The following is a 21,407-nucleotide window of genomic DNA, read 5'->3' as shown; positions in this document are numbered from 1 at the left end:
TACTCTAAGCTCTCTGCTCTTGGCTATCCTGCTTTGGAATCAAAGCAGAATCAAAGCGGGCGTCTCGAGGATTTCCTTGAGCGCTTTGAGGAACATCGCTCCTACAGCTCCGTCCACAACACGGTGATCAAAACTCGCTCCTATGGTCATGCGATGGCCGACCACAATGTTGTCATTGGCATCGACAACCGGCTGCTTCACTGCGGTACCCACGGATAGGATACCGGCGTTTGGCTGGTTGATGATTCCGAAGAAACCATTGATAGGGAACATCCCCAAAGAGGAGACCGTGAAGGTGCTTCCGCTCATTTCATTGGGAGAGAGTTTCTTCGACTTGGCTTTACCGGCCAGCTCTTTCAACTCAGCACTGATTTGGCGCACCCCTTTGGCATGAGAGTCTTTGATAACCGGAACAACCAGACCGTCATCAACGGCTACGGCTACGCCCATATGAACGGCACCATGTTGCTGAATATGGTCGCCTCCCCATGAAGCATTCACTTGTGGAACACGATGAAGTGCTTCGGAAGTCGCTTTCAGAATAAAGTCGGTTACGGTCAGTTTGATGCCTCCTTGCTCAGGTGGCAATTGACCCAGGTGCTCGTTCAAATCTTTCCGCAGCTGCATGAGTGGAGCGACATCGACCTCAGTCTCCAAATAGAAATGAGGCACCTGTGTTTTTGACTCCAGCAAGCGCTGAGCAATAATCGTACGGATGTTGTTGAGTGGAAGTTTTGCGTCTTCCGCAATGGCAGACCCCGTGCTAGAGACTGGGATGCTGATCGGTGCAATACTTGAAGTGGTTCCAGAAGAAGCAGTGGATGATCCAGTAGCGGACTCCACATCGGCTTTAACAATACGACCTCCGGGGCCAGTTCCTTGAATGGAGCCAAGATCGATGCCCATCTTCTCGGCTAATTTGCGAGCCAAGGGAGAGGCTTTGACACGGCCATTGCTAGAAATGGATGCCTTTACTTCTGGAGCAGCCTTCGCCTCAGGTTTGCTTTCAGCTGGCGCTGCCACTTCTTCGGCAGGAGCTTCTTCAACAGGAGCGGCCGCTCCGACACCCAGGGCATCCAAATCGACCGTTTCATCCTTCTCGCCAATCACGGCAACAGCACCCCCGATGGGAATCTGGTCACCGGCAGCGGCTACTTGCTTCAACAAGATACCTTCGTCAAACGCCTCCAATTCCATGGTGGCCTTGTCGGTTTCTACCTCGGCGATGAGATCTCCAGGTTCAATGAGATCTCCTTCATTTTTGAGCCAGTTCACGAGTGTTCCCACACTCATGGTGTCGCTCAACTTGGGCATATCAATTACGGTGGCCATAGGTATAAAATCTAAAGTTCTATTTCTGTTTAAAATGGTTAGCTGAAGTTCTCACAAAGTCGAGGTGTCGAGCTTCAGGTGGCTATTTTAATGCGTCGAGGGCAGCAGTCACAACGATCTCAGGATAAGGCAATTGTAGTTTTTCCAGCGGCGGCGAATAGATCGCAGGTGCATCGACAGCCGAGAGTCGCTTGATGGGACCGTCCAGATAATCAAAGGCCTTTTCCTGAATCATGTGGGAGATCTGAGCATCCACGCCACAGAAGGGCTTATTTTCTTCTACCAGCAACACGCGATTGGTCTTTCGAACGGATTCGAGGATCGTTTCCTCATCGAGCGGGCGTATGGAACGCAAGTCGACCACTTCAGCATGGATGTTGTGTTTCTCTTCCAAGATCTCGGCAGCCTTGAGACTTGTAATAACAGCGCGTCCGTGAGCGACGATCGTCAGGTCGGTGCCTTCATGCTTTACGTCGGCGGATCCAAGGGGGATCAGATACTCTTCTTCAGGCACTTCACCCTTATCATTGTAGAGGATAGTGTTTTCCATGAAGAACACCGGATCATTATCGCGAATAGCAGATTTCAGCAATCCCTTGGCGTCATAGGCGGTCGCTGGGCAAGCGACTTTGAGGCCAGGAGTGTTGGCTGCAAAATTTTCGGGCGTATGGGAGTGAGTGGCCCCCACATTAGTACCTCCATTGGCAGGGCCGCGAATAACGAGCGGAACATTGGCCAGGCCACCGGACATATAACGCACATTCGGCGCGTTATTAAACATCTGGTCGAACGCTACATAGGAAAAGCTCCAGAACATCAGCTCACAAATAGGACGCAGTCCCATCATAGCTGCGCCGATCGCCAAACCGGTAAATCCGGCTTCACTGATTGGAGTGTCGATGACTCGTTTCTCACCAAATTGTTCGAGGAGACCTTCTGTTACCTTATAGGAACCTTTGAACTGGGCTACTTCTTCACCCATGATCATGACCTTTTCGTCCCGTTCCATTTCCTCCGCCATAGCCTCCATGAGGGCTTTTCTGTATGTAATTTCAGGCATGTCTAAATTTGAAAATGTTTACCGCACTCGCGCGGTATATATATTATATGTGCTTCAGCGTTATGTTTTCGAAGGCCTTTAGCCTTCATCCGTGTGCGGGTCCTCAAAGAAGATCCGCCCTTGTGACACTTTGTGCTCAGGGTTGTCTACTTCCCAATACACGTCGCAGGTGATTTCCTCGACGGGCGGGTATGGGCTCTGGTCGGCGAATTTAGCGGCTTCTTCAGCCTCGGCTCGCGCAGCCTTATCAATCTCTTTGGCTTCCTCTTCAGAAAGAACACCTTCTTTGATTAATTGAGATTTGTAGAGGTTGATGGGGTCTTTCGTGCGCTGATACTCAGCGATCTCCTCTTTGGTCCGGTAGGTCTTGTCCGGATCAGCGACCGAGTGTCCACGGTAACGGTAGGTGTCGATCTCAAGAATGGTCGGTTTGCATTCATCATGCGCACGGGCGATTGCCTGCGCGGTCTTCTGACGAACTTCCTCCAGGTTGTGACCGTCGCAGATATCCCAGGCGATGTGGTAGCCCTCAGCCCGTTTGGCCAATAGCTCACCGGCTGAAGAGCGTTCCTGGCTGGTGCCCATAGAATAACCATTGTTTTCAATGATATACACCACCGGCAGATCCCAAAGGCCCGCAAGATTAAGGGCTTCGTGATAAGCGCCCTGGTTCACCGCACCATCTCCCATAAAGCAGAGGCAGGAACCCTTGAGGCCTTGGTATTTAAGTGCGTAGGCAATCCCTGCGCCGAGGGGGGTTTGGCCAGCCACAATTCCGTGGCCTCCCCAGAAATTCTTGTCAGGTGCGAAAAAGTGCATCGAGCCACCTTTTCCTTTGGAGCAACCGGTGTATCTACCTTGAAGCTCAGCAAAGCACTCGTTCATCCCCATTCCTACCGCGAGGGCGTGACCGTGGTCACGATAGGCAGTGATGACATGGTCATGTTCGCCCATCACAGATACGGTACCTACAGCAACCGCTTCCTGCCCAATGTAGAGGTGGAGGAAACCTCCGATTTTACCCTGCTGATAGGCTCGCAACGAGCGCTCTTCAAAGCGGCGGATACGAATCATCGTTTGTAGAAACTCGATTCTTTGCTCGTTGGTCAGCCCCTCATTCACGTCCACAGCTTTCGCCTTGGACGCCTTTTTAGCAGGCTTCTTTTTGGTGGTTTTCTTGGTTGTACTCACAATAGACCGTAATTAAAGGAGCGGGCACTCTAGGAACTACTTAGGAAAGTTCAACACATACCGCACAGAAAAAGTACTAGCCCTAAAACCCGCCGAAAAGCTTGAAGAACTGGCCATTCTGGCATCAAAACGCCCCGGCCTGTCCGCGATCCAGGCCTCTTTAACTAAACTTCCGCATCTCCCTGCTCAACCACCACGTCTTGGGGAACCCCATCAAAACAGTTGGCCCTTAGAGCGGTGAATCCGGAACGCCCCTGTTTATAGATATCCCAGAGGAGTTTCCGGTCCGTTTCTGGGATCGGGAGGTCATCAATCGCCGATTCCTTGAAAAAAGAGAACCGACCTTCATCAATGGCCGACGGAAGATCGTGGATAGGCTTGAGGCAGTCGAAGAGGAACATCAGCCAGTGAGTTTTTCCTTCATAACCCTTTTCAGAAATCATGCAAAAGAGGTGCAAATCGTGTTCAGTGAGTTGCAGTCCTATCTCTTCATCGGTCTCGCGGATCGCACATTCATAAGGCGATTCTCCTAACTGCATCTCCAGTTTCCCTCCAATAGGGCTCCAACAACCCTTATTCGGTTCCTTAGTTCGCTCGATGAGCAAGATTTCTCCAGCCTCATTTCGCACAAAGACAAGGACACTGATTTTAAATGGAAGCATGGAGGTGGGTTATTGGTTAATGAGGTGTAGTTAATTGGATACGACCGTTGTTTACCTATAAGAGAAAGGCTTGCGGGTTTCATCTAGGATATCAATGATAGACCCATAAAATGACTCTGTCTTTTCCTAAGCATTGCGCACAAACGTTGCAGCTTCTTCTCGTCTTAACTCTTGGCTCTCAGCTCTTTGCTCTTTGCTCAAAGCTCCGACATCCTGCGGGTGAACAATGTGCGCTTTTCCCAAGAACGCTCTCCCTATGGTGGAGATGCCTGGCTCGAAATGGAGATAGAAGTCGACTTACGTGGCAACCCGAGCCCATCGGCCCCCAATCGAGAATTCCTGGACGACCTGACCGTCGAAGTGGCCCTGGCTCTTGGGTGGTCAGTGGCTCCCTTTCCAGCTAGCGGCTATATCGATCGCAATTACGGCCTTTGTTTGCTCGCTGCAAAATGGAATATCTAGGGTAAAAGCTCCTTTGGTGCTCTTGGCCTGCTTGTCAGGATACGTCCTCATTCAATTGTTAAACCCTGCCTTCACTCAACAATGGCAAACTGGATTACGAGTATGGTCCCTCGTCCAGGAAGACTATATCCATTGGCTCCCCTCTTCCATTTCATCAGGATTCAGTGACGCTTCTCCTCTTAGGTTTCTTATCCATGTTCTTACCGCGGCTGCGATCGCGCTAGTCCTGATCAATTCAAATGACAGAAAGACCCAAACCACCACCCTCATCCTTGTTGCGATTAGCGGAACCCTCATTGCACTTATAGGAACCGTTCAAAGTAGTCTCGATAGTCAAACGATCCTTGGAATCTTTGATGCCAAAGGTCAGGGGCTTGGGTTATTCTTCGGCACACTCCTGTATAAGAACCAAGCCGCAGCATTCTTTAACCTTGCGATGGCAGTGAGCTTGGCCTGCTTCATTTACTTTGCCGGAGCCCCAAAGAAGCAGCGTTCCAATCCCAGTTTATTATTCATTCTATGTGCCATCGTTCTGTTAATCGGGGTAGTTACTTCCAGATCGCGATTCGGCTTTGTATGTAGTTTTCCCATACTATTGCCCTTCGGAGTGATGGTCATCAAACGGATGGCACAGTGGAGACTTTCAAGGAAATGGGTGCTGACGGCAGGAGTCACACTAACCACCATCATCATTGCCGGAGGTGTCTTCTTGTTTCGATCCCCGGCGGCTAAGCATCTGAAGACTCTCAACTCCGAGATCACCGAGGACTTCTCCTTCAAGCAAAGGAAATTCGCCTACCAAAGTGGATTTGACATGTTTGCCTCTAAACCCGCATACGGTTGGGGTGCGGGAAATTTTCGGCAAGGATTTCGCCAATTTCAAAATATGCAGGCAGAAAGCGCAGAAGTAAGAAACCCCTTCATGGAACGCCACGAGCTCAACTTCTTCTGGCAGCACATGCACAACGACTACCTCGAATGGCTAATTGAATTGGGTGTAGTGGGGACACTGATACTCTTTTCTATTCCAGGTTATTTTTTCTGGCGGATATTTAAGTCGAGTCGTTGGAAAGAGCCCGTTCCGTTGATGCTCTTAGCCGGACTGGCCAGTACGATGATGCATGCGTTGGTGGACTTCCCATTTCAGAACCCAGCCGTTCTTGTCACCTGGTTCGCTCTCCTGGCAATCACGGTGAACTATTGTGAGCGAGCGAAGAGCAAGGAGCATCTAGGAAAATCTGGCATTGCGAGGACGCAATAGCCCTACCCGCCTTGCCGTGGCAAAGCTCCTCGGAACCTACGTCGATTGCTTTAGAAAAGATCGCAGGTAGTCTCCATAACTGGATTTCCCCAGTTGTTCAACGACCTTGGCCAATTGTTGCTGGTCGATCCAGCCCTTTTCAAAAGCAATTGGTCCGATCTGCTTCGCAGTCGGTCATGTCGGCCAAAGGCCTCGGAACCACGAGATCACACAATCAATGTTTTTAGATAATCGCCGTAGGAGGACTTTCCAAGATTAGTTATGACTTTCTCAAGTTCTTCGCGATCTATCCACCCATTATTGAAACTGATCTCTTCAGGACAGGCAATTTTGTGGCCTTGGCGCTTTTCGATAATGGAAACAAAGTTTCCGGCATCGAGGAGAGAGTCCATCGTCCCAGTATCCAACCAAGCAGTACCACGTCCCAATCGTTCAACAAAGAGTTTGTCCTGTTCCAAATAGAGCCGATTGAGGTCAGTGATTTCGAGCTCGCCACGGGCTGAAGGCTTCAGGTCGCGCGCAAGATCGCACACATCCGCCGGATAGAAATAGATGCCAGGAACCGCGTAGGAGGATTTCGGATGCTCTGGCTTTTCTTCCAAAGAAATGGCCCTACCTACCGCATCAAACTCCACCACCCCATAGGCTGTAGGATTGGCAACATGGTAACCAAAAATGGTAGCCGCCTCCAGTCGATCTGTCGCCTGCTCCATCGTTTGCGCAAAATCATGCCCGTAAAACAGATTATCTCCCAAGACCAATGCTGCCGGCGCGCCATCCAAAAACTCTTCTCCAATATGAAAGGCTTGGGCCAAGCCATCCGGCGAAGGCTGTTCGGCATAGGAAAAAGAAAGCCCCCATTGGGAACCATCGCCAAGTAGTCTCTCAAAATTCGGCAGATCGTGCGGAGTAGAGATGATCAGAATTTCTCGGATCCCAGCGAACATAAGCACCGACAGTGGATAGTAGATCATCGGTTTATCGTATACCGGCATGAGCTGCTTGCTGACTGCAATTGTGAGGGGATATAGCCGCGTTCCACTTCCTCCAGCTAAAATAATACCTTTGCGTTGGGACATGGGTGAGATGCTTGCAGCTTCTTATTTCCAGAGGCAAGGAAGAAGAGGAACGGGGCGAGGGACGAGTGGCAAGGGGCGCGGAATCTTACCCTGGGTGGATTAGCGGGATCCTTGCTCGACCATTCCTTCGGTAGACTAGGAAATCAGAGTCCATCGTCCAAACAGAGCAATCGGACCGCAGCTCACTCATTCTCACTAGGCAAGCATCAGCAAAATCCATGGGTATATCCGCATACTTGGTCATCAGCTTTTTGATAGATGAGGCTTGTTCCTGAACTGAAAAATCTGAGCTCAAAATCTTTCGCTCCAAAAGTCCTGTCAGGAAGGATACCGACCTGGAATCGGAACGTAGCAAGAACATCGCTTCAGTCATTACAGCATCACAGGTATAGAGTGGTGGTCTAAGTGCCTTAAATACTTCAACAGCCCAACCATGATGATTATCTTGCGAATTAAAGAGAGCAACAAGCGGACCTGTATCAACCAGAACAGAAACGCTCATTCTCCAAAGCCTTTTAAATGATCCTTGTTCGTTGAAAGATCCGCTGGCAGTTCACTCGTTCCATAAGGGATAAGGTCCTCCGCTAACTCGAAACAGGATTCACGCTGAACGACATCGGGATCACTGAGAATCATCTCCAACGCCTCACGCATCAAATCCGATGGCGTTTTATTTCGAGCAGTCGCCGCTCGCTTTAGTCGAAGCTTCTCATTCTCCGTCACCTTTATGGATAAGGTGGTTTTCATAGCTTGACGGTAGACCATTTTTGCCAACTGTCAACTACCAAGCTACCGCAGGGTCCACGGTGTTTCCACCGTGGCTACATGAAAGACCATCGACCACCCCCTTCGTCGCTCCAGGAACGGGTCGAGTGACATGGGACGCGGGGCGATCCTTCGCCTGGTGGACTACGGCGTGATGTATGAGACACAACTGCTCTACACCCAAGCATTACGAAACCAGCACCCAGCATCTCCGGAATTCCCCTAAACTCTTGCTAACTTATAGACGAATCAAAGGGAAGGCCCTCGTCTCCCGACCTTCGCCCCTCGCCCTGTATCCGCTCGTAAACTCGCTGTTAAAGTTTTCAGTTTGAAATGAAATTTCAAAAAGAGGGATTGCTTCAACCACCAGCAGGGCACAAAAATTTGGCCCTATGAAGATCCAGAAAGCCGTGATTACCGCGGCGGGTAGAAATCAACGACACCTACCACTCCAGACCTTGGTCGACCGTGAAGGATTTCCCCGCTCAGCCCTCAACCTGCTTATTGAAGAGATTACCTCCGCCGGTATTCAGGACATTGGGATTGTCATTGCCCCCGGAGACCGTGATCTCTTTCAAGAGTGTGTGGATGTCAGCAATGCCAATTTGACGTTTATCGTGCAAGAAGAGCCCCGTGGCTATGGTCATGCGATTCACTGCGCCAAGGACTTTCTGGATGGCAGCGCCTTCCTCTTAATGGTCAGTGATCATCTCTATGTGAGCGACGCATCCGCAAGCTGCGCAAGTCAATTGGTTGAAACAGCAGAAAACCTCGATTGCAGCATTTCCGCGGTCCAACCAACACACGAAGGAAAACTGACAGACTTTGGAGCGGTTGGCGGCACGCTCTCCAATGAAGGCAAAAGCCTCTACGCGATCGAAAAGATCCTGGAGAAGCCGACACCGACCCAAGCGGAACAGGATCTTCACGTCCCTGGTCTACGCACCGGACACTATTTATGCTTTTTCGGCATGCATATTCTCACACCTCGCATCCTCAGTATTCTGGAAAAGTTGCTAGAGAATAAGAGGGCAACGCCTTCACTATCCGACGCCCTGCAGGAGCTGACCAACCAAGAGCAATACCTGGCATCCGTCATTCGCGGCCGTCGATACGACCTGGAACACCGCTACGGTATGTTGACTGCCCAGATGGCCTTGGCCCTGGATGGACGTCACCGCGAAGAAGTGCTGACCCAGTTGGTTGAGCTTCTGGCTGAATCTCGCCACGGTCAACAAGAAGGCTAAGCACAACAAGTATGAGCAGCCTGGTAAAACTGATAACCTCGACGGATAAAACCGAACGGGACACTCCACTCGAGGAGGCCATCCATGGTCTGTCTTTCCATGAGCTTGAGCTCGAATGCGCGGCTTTGGACGAGTTGCGCCGCCAAAGCGAAAACCTCTATGAGAAGGTTCGAGCGCTTTTCTTTCTATATGCCATTCATCGCTTTCACCTGCCAAAGCACTACACTCCCAAACAAACAGGTCTCCTTTCTTTTGATGCCAATGAGCTCATCCTCAATCGCCGATTTGAGGAGGGCATAGACCTTCTTCTGGAAGAGCAGGCATCCAATGATTTAAATGACACACTCTCGAGCGCGCTGGCCTATGCCTACTATCATTTGGCGCTACAATACTTGGCCAACCAGGTACGCCGCAGTGTTCGTTCGGTGAAAGGCAATCAATGGATGTTTCGCATGGGGCATCCGAGTAGCCACCCTCTGCGTGTGCGCAAAGAGTTACTGAATCGCGACGGCGAATCGGATCCCTACCCCATCATCCATGAGACCACCCCGGTAAGGATGGACCTGACCCACAGTGGTTGGAGCGATATCTTCTTTCTGGGAATGGATCTGCCGGAAGCAGCCCGGGTTCTAAATATTTCCGTTAACCTGGCCGTTTGGGGCCGAGACAAAGCCCCACTCCCACCGGTCGAGTGCTTTTTCCGCGTGATCGACAAACCGGTCATCAGTTTGATCAGCCTGGATCTCAAGACCTCAGCAGAAGTCACCAGCCTGGAGGATCTATTCAATTTCGGGATGGACTATTTGGGCCTGGTAAAAGCGGCGATCATTGCGGCTGGACTCGTTCCACCAGGGATTGAGGGTTCAGGGCAATCACTTGAGAGTGTGCTCGAATCACTCCTTGGACCTGGAAAAGGATTCGAGCTCGTAAGCCACGTGCGCGATATTCCCAAGGGATCGCGCTTGGCGGTCTCCACCAACTTGCTCGCCTGCCTGATCTCGGCCTGCATGCGTGCTACCGGACAAACCACCTCTATGGAAGGCTCACTGGAAGAGACCGAGCGACGTATCGTTGCAGCTCGGGCAATCCTAGGAGAATGGCTGGGCGGCTCGGGCGGAGGATGGCAAGACTCAGGCGGAGTATGGCCAGGTATTAAAACCATTTTCGGCGAACTGGCTTCGGAAGTTGATCCAGAGCATGGCATCAGCCGGGGGTGCCTACTACCACGTCACCATTTGTTGAATACAAAGATTAGTGACGATACTATTCAGAAGTTGCAGGACAGTTTGATTCTGGTCCATGGAGGCATGGCTCAGAACGTGGGGCCCATTCTGGAAATGGTAACAGAGAAGTACTTGCTTCGCTCCAATGACGAATGGGAAGGGCGCAAGCTCGCCATCGAACTCTTCGACAAAATCGTCGACTGCCTGAAGTCCGGAGACATCCAAGAGCTGGCTAAACTGACCACTCAAAATTTCTTTGAGCCCATCCAAACTATCATTCCCTGGGCAACGACCTTTTACACGGAGCAATTGATCCAGAAGATCAAAGCTGAGTTGGGCGACCAATTCTGGGGATTCGTAATGCTCGGTGGCATGTCTGGAGGCGGTATGGGTTTCTTCGTCGATCCGTCAGCCAAGCAAGAAGCACTTTCCAAGATCCACGAGATTATGCTCTCCACCAAAGGCGAGCTGGATAAGTCGCTCCCCTTTGCCATGGATCCCGTGGTTTATGAATTTACGATCAATCCCAACGGCACCTTTGGCGAAGTCCTGGAAGGAAAAAGCGCCCTTCTCCCTCCTGTCTATTACAAGCAGGTCATTCCAAACCTGGTAAAGGAAGACATTAAAGATATGGCGTCTGATCGTCTAGCCGAGTTGCAAGCCTTTACTCGCTATTGTGACGACAACCAGCAATTCCAGGAAGCCATTCCACAATTCTTCAAACAGTTGCTCCCCGACTCCGAATCGAAGGACGAAAACAAAGGCAACTTGGATCAATTGCTTAAGGAAAATGGTTTCGACACCATTCAACACGAAACCGTTCGACAACACTTACAGACGGGCAGGATAGGCCTGGCTCAAAATCGTTTTCCCACCACCACTACCATTGAGGATGTGGAACCGGAGGATCTTTACGATGGCACCGGTGCTGTTGATGGAGCGACCTACTACACAGGTGAGACTGCCATTCGAAATGGTGAGGTCGCCGTGGTTTCTCTGGCCGCTGGTGTCGGCAGTCGTTGGACAGAGGGCGCGGGAGTCGTAAAAGGCTTACACCCATTTTGTAAGTTTGACGGACAACACCGCTCCTTCATTGAAACGCACTTGGCAAAAAGCAGAAAGATCGGACAAGAATTTGGCGAATATCCTCTGCATGTCATCACGAGTAGTTACCTGACCCACCAACCCATTCAGAGCTATTTGGAAGGCGTAAACAACTATGACTACGAGGGTAATCTCTATGTATCCAAAGGTAAGTACATCGGCCTTCGCATGATTCCTATGGAGCGAGACCTGCGTTTTGCATGGGAGGAAGTGACGGAACAAGTGTTAGACGAACGCGCCCAGAAAATGAAAGAAAGCGTCCGCGATGCATTAGCCGGCTGGGCACGCTCATCGGGTGAAGGAAATGATTACCGCGACAACTTGCTGCTTCAATGTTTGCACCCCGTTGGTCATTGGTACGAAATTCCCACGCTTTTAAGAAACGGCACCCTCAGCGCCATGCTGAAAGAGCGCCCGCAGCTTAAATACCTCATGCTGCACAACATCGATACGTTGGGCGCTAATGTAGACCCGGCTTTCCTCGGCATCCATATTCAGTCAGGCAAAGACTTTTCGTTCGAAGTGATCACTCGTCGTTACGAAGACCGTGGTGGCGGCTTGGCGAGAATCAATGGAAAACCCCAACTCGTTGAAGGACTGAGTCTGCCATCGGAAGAGGAAGAGTATAAACTTTCCTACTACAACAGTATGACTACTTGGATCTCCATTCCACGACTGCTGGAGCTCTTCGATCTCAATCAGGAAGATCTGGACAACGAGGAAGTGGTCGCCGAAAAAATCCGCCGTGTGGCCAACCGCATGCCCACTTACATCACCATCAAGGAAGTGAAGAAACGGTGGGGCCATGCTAAGGAAGATATTTTCCCAGTGAGTCAGTTCGAAAAACTTTGGGGCGATATGACTGCCTTTCAAGGAGCCGAGTGTGGATTTATTTCCGTACCGCGAAATCGTGGACAGCAAATGAAAGCGCAGGCTCAACTCGACGGGTGGCTCCGTGATGGTTCAGCCAAATATCTGGAATCGATCTGTTCGTGGTCGGAAGCTAAATAAGCGATTACTTTTTCGACAAGTAGCCCTCTACCTTCTCCAAAGACCAGGTATTGAAAACCGACTCGGCGGTTAACCATCCCTTTCGACAGGCATTGATACCTGCTGCCACGTATTTAAACCCATCCATGTTGTGAGCATCGGGATTGACGCTGGTGAGTAAGCCCTTGTCCGCAGCTCTTCGCCAATGACGCCAGTCCATATCCAAACGCATGGGGTGAGCATTCATTTCAATAATCACCTCATTCGCAATGGCCGCATCGATCACCTTCTCGAAGTTTACTTCATAGGGTTCACGTCGCAGAAGCAGACGACCTGTCAGGTGACCCAGCATGGATGTGCAGGAATGTTCGATCGCACGAATGATCCGCTGAGTCATCTCATCCTCACTCAAGGTGAAACTTGAGTGAACCGAAACAACGACATAATCGAGTTTCTCCAAAGTGCTATCGGCCAAGTCGAGAGAACCGTCTTTCAGGATGTCGCACTCAATCCCCGTAAACACCTTGCAGCTAAATTGCCCGGACGTGTTCACCGCAAGAATTTTTTCAATCTGATTTTCTACCCGCTCCTCGTTGAGTCCGTTAGCTTGGAAGCTCGCTTTTGAGTGATCCGCCAATCCAAGGTAATCCCACCCACGGTCTTGAGCAGCTTGGGTCATTTCCTCAATCGAGTGTTCACCATCGGAGGCATGCGTGTGATTGTGAAATATGCCGCGAAGATCTTCCACTTCAACCAACTTGGGTAGCTCGCCGTCTTCGGCCGCTTCAATCTCTCCCAGCCCTTCCCGCAGTTCAGGAGTAATGTAGTTTAAATCGAGCAGCTTGAAGAGTTCGGATTCGTCTTCGATCGTAGACACTGCGATCTCCTCCTTATCATCGGTTCGGAGGCCCCATTCACTTAAGCTATAACCTTTCGAAAGCGCCCGACTCCGCATAGCGACATTGTGGTCTTTCGATCCTGTAAAATGGTGGAGGGCAAAAACAAACTGCTCTGGTGGCACCACTCGCAAATCGGCCTGCATACCACTTTCAAAGCGCAAGCTGGATTTGGTGCTTCCATGGCCAGTCACCTCTGCAACGTCTGGCAATGCAACGAACCAATCCATGATAGGCCCGGGATCATTGGAGGCTGCGATAAAATCCAGGTCGCCCACAGTCTCCATTTTTCGACGAAGGCTACCTGCCGATTCAGCACGCTCAACTTGAGGTAGTCCGCGAAGCCCTTCCAGGATGGGCCCAGCGGTCTCATTGGCCTTCCACCACAAGTGACGACGGGAATACGCTTCCCGGTTTTTGATACCCGACAAAATTTTCTCCACCGACTTGGCACCAAAGCCAGCCAGTTTGGCGACTTCGCCCGATTCACAAACCTTGGTCAGTCCTTCAATCGAATCCACGCCCAGCTCACTATGCAGCTTCTTGATTTTCTTGGCGCCCATTCCTGGGATATCGAGCATCTCGATCAACCCCGGTTCCACCGAAGCCTTCAGATCATCGTAGAACGGTAATGGCTCGTCCCGGTAAAGCGTGGCAATCTTTTCAGTGAGGGCCTTGCCAAATCCTTTGATATCTCCGAGGCGGTCCTCTTCAACTAAAGTCCCTAGATCCTCTTCCAAGGTATCTAATGCCCGCTGACCAGACTGGTAAGCCCGTATCTTAAACGGGTTTTCTCCCTTCAATTCCAGCAGAGTCGCGATCTCGCCCAACACATCCGATATTTCTCCCTTATCCATTACGAAACTATGTCACGGCGTTGCCGAAAAACGCACGGAAAAAGAGAGTCAGCGTTACAACAAAAACTGACGTAGCCTGCGACGATTCACCTTACCCATCCCTGAGCGTGGAATGGAAACACCGGTAATGACTTGCTTGGGCACCTTGTAAGAAGCCAGCTTACGCGACAGCTGGTTAATTAACTCCCTTACTTCTGCTTGGTTCAGGTCTTCTTCAACCACCGCGACCACGGCTTCACCCCATTCCATATCTGGCAATCCGGCTACTGCTGAGGCTCCAGTAATCAGGGAAGCCAGGACCGATTCCACTTCTTCCGGATTCACCTTTTTTCCGCCGGTATTGATGATAAAGTCTTTACGTCCCATAACCTCCAGCAAGCCTTCGGATACCCAGCGACCTACGTCCCCCGTATAATAATCTTCATGCGCTTGATCCTCGGGATAATAACCACGAAACAGGGATCCGGATCGAATAATAAGCTCTTCCTTATCGGAAAAACAAACGCTTACAGCAGGAAGCGCCTGGCCCCAGGTGGCCCCCGATTCATCGGTATCCCCGCGCGTTCCATAAAGGACCATGGCCGCCGTCTCCGTGGCTCCATATACAAATTCGACCGGCAACTTCTCTCCGCGAATGAACTGCACCCAACGGCGAGGAGTTTTAGCTCCGCCTATATAGATCTTGTCGAGACCGTGCAGGAATGAAAGCCCTGCGTCCGACCTGGCGAGCCGAGCCAGCTGAGTTGGTACCAGGGAAATCGAGCATGGAGAAGCGATAGGGACTGGAAATTGTCCGCCTTCCAATGCCTTCCAATCAACGAAACGGACCACACCTCCGGTCAGGAGAGCCCTCCAAACGGGCATTAAGCCACTGACATGATACACAGGCAAGGAAATGAAACCGTTCAAAGATCTCTGCAACTCATGCTTATAAAGGGATTCTACTGCAGCTTCAAGCGTATCCAAAGAATGGACACAAAACCGAATCACTCCTGACGATCCTCCGGAGGGTATCATGATGCGGGCATCCTCAAATGGTTTGGCCGATGCAGGATCGGCAGTCACCAGTGCTTTACCAAATACTTTGTGAAAACCGGCCTGATCCGTTACCCGCTGCCATTCATGCTGCCGCCAGGCTGGATTTCCCAGGAACACTCCTCCCCCTTTGAGCAGAGTGGCAAAAACCACGGCCACCGCATCTGTGGAGTCGACTTCCGCACATAAGACCGACTCTCCAGAATCAATCTCTTCGAAGCGCTTTTGGACCAGTGAGCTAAACCGCTCCCAATCAGGGCTCGTAAGAAAGGGCCGAGTCAACAATGCGTCCAATGATTCAGGAAAGGGTCTCATACTTGTCCTCCCAGAGTGATTGCAATTGAGCATTTATTACTGTGCCAGCCTTGAGAATCGGGCCGGATTCATGAATCGACCAATCGTCCGCTTCCAACAAAACATTGGTATCGAACCCAATCGCCGTATTCGTAATCTGGCGACGGGCCAAGAATTGTAGTGCCGCTTCAAATCCGAAGGCAGTTTCAAATACAGACGACCCTACCAGGTCAGGTAGAGCCTCATCCCCTATCCAGCCTAAAAGGCTGGGTTTGACGACCAAGATCCCGGGCCAGTCTTTCCAGTGAAGCAGTGAATCAAGTCCAGCAATCGATTCATCCAAGGCAATCGTGGTGGAAAACGGCTCCGCAATTTCCAGCATGCGATTTTCGAGCCCTATTCCCAGCGGCTGTTCCAAATACTCTATCGGTTGGCCTTCCAGATATTCCAGCCAGGCTTTGAAGTCACGCTCGGAAAGACCCCCATTCGCATCCAACCGTAATTGCTGCCCCTCTTCCAGCTCGGCAATCGCTGCTCCCACGCTTTTCAGATCCGTTTGCAGATCGCTGGCACCAATCTTAAGCTTAAAGGTTTGAAACCCTTGGGCCTGCTTTCCTGAAATAGAATCGGAGTCAGAAGCCAGGGCCGCGACGGGGAAAGAAGCTTGCCCAGGCTCGGATTGCAAGGCATCGACCGCAGAATGGATAGCCCAATTGAAACAGGGCATCTTTTCTCCGATCACATCCCTAGGGTCCTGGATGTGACGTTTCCCAATTTCGTCACACCACATCAAAGCGGTTTCATAGGTTTCAGAACCAAACCAGGGAACAGGCGCAACTTCGCCAAAGCCAAAGGCGCCATCATCCCTTTCAAGTCGAAGTACAATACCCTCGCGATGCTGCCACACTCCATGCGCAGTCGCCAAAGGTCGGCAGAAATTACGCCGGTATGGAAGGTATTGGAAATGGTAATTCATTCAGGATTTTCGGGCACTATAGGCATAAAAACGAAAAGTTTGACACACGGAATTTAAGTCTAAAGAAACGACCATGGAAAACATGAAACATCCGCTGGATGCGGAGTACTACCTTCCCGCAGAAAAGTTTTTCCAGCAAAACGCGCCCACCGGGCTGACCTACGACGATATTTCTCTGGCGACCCGGTACTCGGAAGTGCTGCCCAGCGAGGCAAACCTGGAAACTCGACTCTCAGATAATCTGACCCTTCAGATTCCCATCTTGTCGGCCGACATGGATACCGTGACCGAATCCGAAATGGCCGTCGCCATGTCACTCAACGGCGGGATTGGCATCGTCCATTACAACATGGAAAACAAGCGGCAAGTAAAGCAAGTCGCTCGGGTAAAGCACCACATTCATGGCCTGATTCAAGAACCCGTCACGATATCGCCCGATAAATATATCGGAGACGTGTTGGATATTATTGAGCGCAAGAACTTCAACTTCCGCACCTTCCCTGTCGTCGACGAAAGCGGTCGGCTCATGGGCCTGTTGTCAGGTTCGGTTGTTCGCGAACGCTATCGGAGTATTGAAGTCATGAAGGCGATGACACCCAGGAAAAATCTTTTTACCTTGAATGAGAAAAATATCGATGGGGATCCCATTGCCGCTGCTGATCGATTTTTCAATGAGTACATCGGTATACACAAGATCCTGGTTATTAACGACGATGACCAACTCAAGGGATTGTTCACCCTGAGTGACGTTGAGCAAATCACAGCAGAAAAAAGCTCTATTCTTAAACCCAGCCGTGACTCTAATTTCCGCCTCAGGTGTGGAGCCGCGGTCACTGGTATTCGCGATAAGGATGGAAAAATCAATCGCGACGCTACTTTGGAACACATCCAAAACCTGGTTGATGAGAACGTCGACGTCGTCGCTGTCTCCTCCGCTCACGCGCATACCTTGGGTATGGGACAGTTGGTCAAACTCATCCGCGGTGCCTTTCCGGATCTCACGATCATAGCCGGCAATGTAACCAGTGCTGCGGGTGTCGAATTTCTGGCTGGCTGCGGAGCCAACGCGATCAAAGTAGGGCAAGGCCCTGGATCCATTTGCACGACTCGGGTGGTCGCTGGAGTCGGTATCCCCCAATTAACTGCTATTCATGTCGCCAGCCGCGAGGCAGCCAAGCTTGGGGTCACCATCATCGCCGATGGCGGTATCACCAAATCAGGTGACATGGTAAAAGCACTCACCTTGGCCAATGCAGTTATGCTAGGTAGCCTACTTGCAGGTTGCCGAGAGAGCCCTGGCGAAATTATCGAGATCAACGGACAACTTTATAAGCAATATCGAGGCATGGGAAGTCATGCAGCGATGAAGGCAGGATCCGCCGCTCGCTACGGTCATAACAAGAAGCAAGTCGATCGCAAGGTGGCGGCTGAAGGGATCGAGGCCTTGAAAGAGCTATCGGGGCCATTAGATAAGGTGCTTTCTGAATATATCGGAGGCATCCAGTCCGGGATGGGTTACCTGGGAGCGCCCACCTTGCCCGACTTAAGAAATCGTGCCCGCTATATTCGTGTGTCGCCGGCCGGCCAAAGAGAGTCGACCACGCATGATGTCATAGAGATCAAGACCCCTAAAGAAAACTAAATCTGAAGGTCTGGGCGGAAGAGGCTAATTTGAATTGTTTATTCAATTTTAGATGGGACCTCTCTGAACAATTTCTAACTGGAGGCAAATGGAATTAGCCTCTTCCTCAGTGCCGACATGCCGAGTGTTCCTCTTTCTGTATTCGGTCACGCACGCAAGTGCGCTCTCTCATCCATCAATCGTCAAGCTCGACAGCCCGACACTGCCAGACCTTCAGATACCGTCGGAAGTCATGGATAGTTGTTCGAAATGAGAAGCTGGGAACACCAAGCACCCGTTTGGCAATGGATCTAAGCCTTATCGCACAGCCCGTTTTCCAAACGAGATGGACCTAGACCCGCCAAGCCAAACGTTAGGTCAAACCCCTATATTGATAGTAGTTCGGAGAATATTGTTTACTAGGGGGTAGTGGAAGGATATCCCAGATCGTTTTGTTTCATACGACCGAAGTATATACAGCCCATGGCAACGCCCCCATTTTCCTCTAGAATTATCGCCGACACCGGGATTAGTTACGGTGACGAAGGTAAGGGCAGACTCATTTACGAAGCGATTTCGGAACTACAGGAAACGACTGGACAAGACGATCCAGTGGCCGTCGTTCTGAAGGTTAACGGAGGTGCCAACTCGGGTCATACAGCAGGGGGATTAAAACTGAACCTGCTACCGGCCGGTGTGATCGCCAAGACCGTACCGCATCTGGCTGTAGGTGCAGGTGTTGTTGCTGATCCACGCAAATTTATCTGGGAAGCCAAGCCATTGGAAGCTCGTGGGTATGATGTGATAAACCGTCTCGCCATCGATGAGCGCAGCATGGTGTCAGATCTTACGCACCGCTTATTGGATCTAGCGATTGAGTATTACCGGGAAAACATTCTGGAGGAAACTCCTCGAGGTTCAACCGGCCGTGGCATTTCGCCTTCGTTCTCAGATGAGACCAGTCAGTGGCAGACCTACTACGCTTCCTTCCGAGACACCAAAGAAGCATTTCAGAAGAAGCTGGCTCAAAAATGTGATCGCGCTGTGCGAATCATCCAGCACGTTTGCCAACTTCCAGAAGATAAGTGGGACGATCTATTCGACACCCTGACAAAAGCAGAGGTACGAGCCAATCAAGAGAGCATTGAAAGCGGGGATTTCACGGAAGACGAATTTGATTTTGACCAGTTCAAGGGGGATGCTCCTTTCAGTATCAATGTTGAGCGTCTTACCGACGTTTATTGGGAAGCAGGCCAAGCACTGGTGGCCCAAGTAACCGACGTTCGCGAAGTGATCTTGCAGGCACTCGAGAACGAAAAATATATCATTGGCGAATTTGGACAGTCTTACTGGTTGGATAAGCGCCAGGGATTCTCTCCCAATGTGACCGCGTCCCACAGCTTCACTCCAGAGATCTTTAACTCGGCCGGCATCCCCGTTCAGCCGGTGCACACGATTGGAGTAGCCAAAGCCTACGATACTAAAGTGGGCACACATCTGTTCATCACCCAGTTCGAGGAGAACGACCATCTTGGCAACTTCTTGAAAAAGCTGGAGTTTGGAACTTCAACGGGTCGCCAGCGTATGGTCGGCTGGTATGATGCAGTAGAGAAAGGCGATGCCCTTCGTTACGGTGGCTTTCAGGACCTGATGATCAATAAGCTCGATGCGTTGAGTCATAACAATGAGTGGTCAGGATCTTTGAAAATCTGCGTAGCCTACGAGAATTCCAACGGGAAACGGGTGAATCACGTTCCTCGTGACGACAGCTACCGCACGGAATTGAAACCGATTTACGAAACCTACGAGGGTTGGCCAGAAGACATATCTGGTGTTCGCAACTTCGATGACTTACCTGCCAACGCGCAGCTGTATGTAGCAGGTATGGTAAAAGCGACCTGTGATGTTGCCTACGAGAATTCATCGACAGACGAGTTTGTTAATCTTCGCTATATCGGAGTTGGCCCAGACCCAGAGCAAATCATTCGCGATGTTCCGGAGACCAAAGAATTGCTGAAGCTGCTAAACCAATCTGCCGGCGTTTAAGGCAGATCTTGTAAGGCGGCACCCGATTCAGCTTCTTGACCGGTCAAGCGTTCAAGCACTTCTCCTAGCAGGTAAATAGAGCCGGTCACCACTATCGTGTCCCCGGGCTTCCCGATCGCACAGGATTGCTGGTCAGGAAACAGAGTTTCCTTGTCCGTATTCTTAACCGGAAAATCAGAGTGTTCAGGCACCCATTTTCTTAAATCGTCGAAGGTGGCTGTACGGGGCTGCTGAGTCTCCAAGAGATACAGACCTCGTGCATGGCGAGCAGCCACTGGCATGAGAAACTGTGCTCTAAACTCTCCAAGGGTACCAGCAACAATCCAGGGTTTTCGACCCAGCTCTTTTTCCAACGCTCCAAGGTTTTCATCCAGAAAGAAAGAACCTTCGGGATTGTGAGTCGCATCGAGGATTAGATTCCGGCCACAAGGAAGTCCCAGACGCTGCCAGCGGCCAGGCCAATCCACCGATTGTAGTGCAGTCTCTGATACATCTTCAATCCCCGGAAACTGTGTGTCCAAAAGTCTGCAACAGGTAATCGCTGTTGCGGCATTCCATCGCTGGAAAGTTCCAAATAAATTGCTCTCGGGATACGCCTCTAGTGCATCCCCGTAAGTTTCCTGAACAGAGATAACCGGAGAATCGTTTTCTTTTGCCACCTGAAGTATCACATCGGCTCCTTGATCAGGAACACGACCCATGACGACCGGTTTACGCGGCTTGATGATGCCGGCTTTTTCACCAGCGATTTGTTCGACGGTATCTCCCAGGATGTTGGTGTGATCCAAGCCAATCGATGTAATAATAGAGACCTCAGGATCGACGACATTGGTGGCATCAAGGCGGCCACCAAGGCCTGTTTCGAAAATGGCAATATCGACTTGTTCTCGTTTGAAGTGCACCATGCCCATGGCTGCCATGAACTCAAAAAAGGTGGGATGATTTTCCGGATTACTTCGAGCCACTGCTTTGGCGTGCACATCGAGTTCACCAATAAGCTCAGTGATCAACTCTGGGGTCAAAGGCTCGCGATTGACCTGTATACGCTCCCCTAGAAATACCAAGTGGGGGGAGGTAAACAATCCTGTCTTATAGCCGGCCGCTCGAAAGATTCGCTCAAGCATGGCCGCCGTAGATCCCTTCCCATTGGTCCCAGCGATATGGATGATAGGGTAAGCTTGATCTGGCCTGCCAAGCGCTTCAATAAAGTCGGCCATTCGGTCAATGCCGTAGGTCGAGCCTTTGTTGCGAAGACTAAATAGATACTCCCTGGTTTGCTCAAAATTCACGGGACGAAACTGAATCG

17 protein-coding genes are annotated in these 21,407 nt (G+C 50.8%); 6 read left to right on the top strand and 11 right to left on the bottom strand.

Annotated elements, in window-relative coordinates; translation table 11 throughout:
- Window positions 1-39: 39 nt before the first annotated feature.
- The 4 genes from GA003_20420 to GA003_20405 form a co-directional block, all read right to left on the bottom strand.
- A complete protein-coding gene (locus tag GA003_20420) occupies window positions 40-1,332 on the bottom strand; it encodes a 2-oxo acid dehydrogenase subunit E2 (protein ID QXD28330.1) in 1,293 nt (430 codons plus the stop codon).
- A gap of 82 nt (window positions 1,333-1,414) precedes the next feature.
- Window positions 1,415-2,392, bottom strand: coding sequence for an alpha-ketoacid dehydrogenase subunit beta (locus tag GA003_20415; GenBank protein QXD28329.1), 978 nt, complete (start codon window positions 2,390-2,392; stop codon window positions 1,415-1,417).
- Between the two features lie 78 nt (window positions 2,393-2,470).
- Window positions 2,471-3,586 (bottom strand): pyruvate dehydrogenase (acetyl-transferring) E1 component subunit alpha, encoded by a 1,116-nt coding sequence (gene pdhA / locus GA003_20410; GenBank protein ID QXD30490.1) that lies wholly within the window; start codon window positions 3,584-3,586, stop codon window positions 2,471-2,473.
- Window positions 3,587-3,747: 161 nt separating this feature from the next.
- The gene (locus GA003_20405; GenBank protein ID QXD28328.1) at window positions 3,748-4,245 is read right to left on the bottom strand and encodes an NUDIX hydrolase; all 498 of its coding nucleotides are present in this window, start codon (window positions 4,243-4,245) and stop codon (window positions 3,748-3,750) included.
- Window positions 4,246-4,416: 171 nt separating this feature from the next.
- Between GA003_20405 and GA003_20400 the strand changes: the two genes are divergently transcribed.
- A complete protein-coding gene (locus GA003_20400) occupies window positions 4,417-4,707 on the top strand; it encodes a hypothetical protein (GenBank protein QXD28327.1) in 291 nt (96 codons plus the stop codon).
- A gap of 31 nt (window positions 4,708-4,738) precedes the next feature.
- The gene (locus GA003_20395; GenBank protein ID QXD28326.1) at window positions 4,739-5,968 is read left to right on the top strand and encodes an O-antigen ligase family protein; all 1,230 of its coding nucleotides are present in this window, start codon (window positions 4,739-4,741) and stop codon (window positions 5,966-5,968) included.
- Window positions 5,969-6,174: 206 nt separating this feature from the next.
- On the opposite strand, the gene rfbA is transcribed toward GA003_20395, so the two are convergent.
- The 3 genes from rfbA to GA003_20380 all read right to left on the bottom strand — a co-directional run bounded on the left by rfbA (window position 6,175) and on the right by GA003_20380 (window position 7,794).
- Entirely contained in the window at window positions 6,175-7,047 is an 873-nt protein-coding gene (gene rfbA / locus GA003_20390; GenBank protein ID QXD28325.1) for a glucose-1-phosphate thymidylyltransferase RfbA, read from the bottom strand.
- Between the two features lie 85 nt (window positions 7,048-7,132).
- Window positions 7,133-7,549, bottom strand: a complete 417-nt coding sequence (locus GA003_20385) for a PIN domain-containing protein (GenBank protein QXD28324.1) — start codon at window positions 7,547-7,549, stop codon at window positions 7,133-7,135.
- Window positions 7,546-7,794, bottom strand: a complete 249-nt coding sequence (locus GA003_20380; protein ID QXD28323.1) for a ribbon-helix-helix domain-containing protein — start codon at window positions 7,792-7,794, stop codon at window positions 7,546-7,548. The genes GA003_20385 and GA003_20380 overlap by 4 nt, the downstream gene beginning before the upstream one ends.
- A 410-nt stretch (window positions 7,795-8,204) precedes the next feature.
- Between GA003_20380 and GA003_20375 the strand changes: the two genes are divergently transcribed.
- Together GA003_20375 and GA003_20370 are read left to right on the top strand one after the other, a co-directional pair.
- Window positions 8,205-9,059 (top strand): UTP--glucose-1-phosphate uridylyltransferase, encoded by an 855-nt coding sequence (locus tag GA003_20375; protein ID QXD28322.1) that lies wholly within the window; start codon window positions 8,205-8,207, stop codon window positions 9,057-9,059.
- 11 nt (window positions 9,060-9,070) lie between these two features.
- The gene (locus GA003_20370; GenBank protein ID QXD28321.1) at window positions 9,071-12,397 is read left to right on the top strand and encodes a UTP--glucose-1-phosphate uridylyltransferase; all 3,327 of its coding nucleotides are present in this window, start codon (window positions 9,071-9,073) and stop codon (window positions 12,395-12,397) included.
- A gap of 4 nt (window positions 12,398-12,401) precedes the next feature.
- On the opposite strand, the gene polX is transcribed toward GA003_20370, so the two are convergent.
- The 3 genes from polX to menC are packed head-to-tail and all read right to left on the bottom strand — an operon-like array spanning window position 12,402 to window position 16,434.
- Entirely contained in the window at window positions 12,402-14,129 is a 1,728-nt protein-coding gene (polX, locus tag GA003_20365) for a DNA polymerase/3'-5' exonuclease PolX (protein ID QXD28320.1), read from the bottom strand.
- A 54-nt stretch (window positions 14,130-14,183) separates the two neighbouring features.
- A complete protein-coding gene (locus tag GA003_20360; protein ID QXD28319.1) occupies window positions 14,184-15,479 on the bottom strand; it encodes an AMP-binding protein in 1,296 nt (431 codons plus the stop codon).
- The gene (gene menC, locus GA003_20355; GenBank protein ID QXD28318.1) at window positions 15,463-16,434 is read right to left on the bottom strand and encodes an o-succinylbenzoate synthase; all 972 of its coding nucleotides are present in this window, start codon (window positions 16,432-16,434) and stop codon (window positions 15,463-15,465) included. Before menC ends, GA003_20360 begins: the two co-directional genes overlap by 17 nt.
- A 73-nt stretch (window positions 16,435-16,507) precedes the next feature.
- Between menC and GA003_20350 the strand changes: the two genes are divergently transcribed.
- Together GA003_20350 and GA003_20345 are read left to right on the top strand one after the other, a co-directional pair.
- The gene (locus GA003_20350; GenBank protein ID QXD28317.1) at window positions 16,508-18,076 is read left to right on the top strand and encodes an IMP dehydrogenase; all 1,569 of its coding nucleotides are present in this window, start codon (window positions 16,508-16,510) and stop codon (window positions 18,074-18,076) included.
- 462 nt (window positions 18,077-18,538) lie between these two features.
- Complete coding sequence (locus GA003_20345) at window positions 18,539-20,101, top strand: adenylosuccinate synthetase (GenBank protein ID QXD28316.1); 1,563 nt, start codon at window positions 18,539-18,541, stop codon at window positions 20,099-20,101.
- Here the strand turns inward: GA003_20345 and GA003_20340 are convergent.
- Window positions 20,098-21,318 carry a bifunctional folylpolyglutamate synthase/dihydrofolate synthase gene (locus tag GA003_20340; GenBank protein QXD30489.1) on the bottom strand — a complete coding sequence of 407 codons (1,221 nt, stop codon included), beginning with the start codon at window positions 21,316-21,318 and terminating at the stop codon, window positions 20,098-20,100. The genes GA003_20345 and GA003_20340 overlap by 4 nt on opposite strands.
- Between the last annotated feature and the right edge of the window lie 89 nt (window positions 21,319-21,407).

The sequence above is a fragment of the Opitutia bacterium ISCC 52 genome, from assembly GCA_014529675.2.
Classification (GTDB): domain Bacteria; phylum Verrucomicrobiota; class Verrucomicrobiia; order Opitutales; family UBA2995; genus UBA2995.
This window is presented reverse-complemented; position numbering and strand designations above follow the sequence as displayed.

What these genes read in the sequence shown, in the direction of transcription:
- polX (QXD28320.1), bottom strand. Translation starts at nt 14,129, where the DNA reads ATGGATAAGGGAGAAATATCGGATGTGTTGGGCGAGATCGCGACTCTG.
- GA003_20360 (QXD28319.1), bottom strand. Translation starts at nt 15,479, where the DNA reads ATGAGACCCTTTCCTGAATCATTGGACGCATTGTTGACTCGGCCCTTT.
- rfbA (QXD28325.1), bottom strand. Translation starts at nt 7,047, where the DNA reads ATGTCCCAACGCAAAGGTATTATTTTAGCTGGAGGAAGTGGAACGCGG.
- GA003_20340 (QXD30489.1), bottom strand. Translation starts at nt 21,318, where the DNA reads ATGGCCGACTTTATTGAAGCGCTTGGCAGGCCAGATCAAGCTTACCCT.
- GA003_20370 (QXD28321.1), top strand. Translation starts at nt 9,071, where the DNA reads ATGAGCAGCCTGGTAAAACTGATAACCTCGACGGATAAAACCGAACGG.
- GA003_20405 (QXD28328.1), bottom strand. Translation starts at nt 4,245, where the DNA reads ATGCTTCCATTTAAAATCAGTGTCCTTGTCTTTGTGCGAAATGAGGCT.
- GA003_20385 (QXD28324.1), bottom strand. Translation starts at nt 7,549, where the DNA reads ATGAGCGTTTCTGTTCTGGTTGATACAGGTCCGCTTGTTGCTCTCTTT.
- GA003_20420 (QXD28330.1), bottom strand. Translation starts at nt 1,332, where the DNA reads ATGGCCACCGTAATTGATATGCCCAAGTTGAGCGACACCATGAGTGTG.
- GA003_20380 (QXD28323.1), bottom strand. Translation starts at nt 7,794, where the DNA reads ATGAAAACCACCTTATCCATAAAGGTGACGGAGAATGAGAAGCTTCGA.
- GA003_20375 (QXD28322.1), top strand. Translation starts at nt 8,205, where the DNA reads ATGAAGATCCAGAAAGCCGTGATTACCGCGGCGGGTAGAAATCAACGA.
- GA003_20345 (QXD28316.1), top strand. Translation starts at nt 18,539, where the DNA reads ATGGCAACGCCCCCATTTTCCTCTAGAATTATCGCCGACACCGGGATT.
- GA003_20415 (QXD28329.1), bottom strand. Translation starts at nt 2,392, where the DNA reads ATGCCTGAAATTACATACAGAAAAGCCCTCATGGAGGCTATGGCGGAG.
- GA003_20350 (QXD28317.1), top strand. Translation starts at nt 16,508, where the DNA reads ATGGAAAACATGAAACATCCGCTGGATGCGGAGTACTACCTTCCCGCA.
- menC (QXD28318.1), bottom strand. Translation starts at nt 16,434, where the DNA reads ATGAATTACCATTTCCAATACCTTCCATACCGGCGTAATTTCTGCCGA.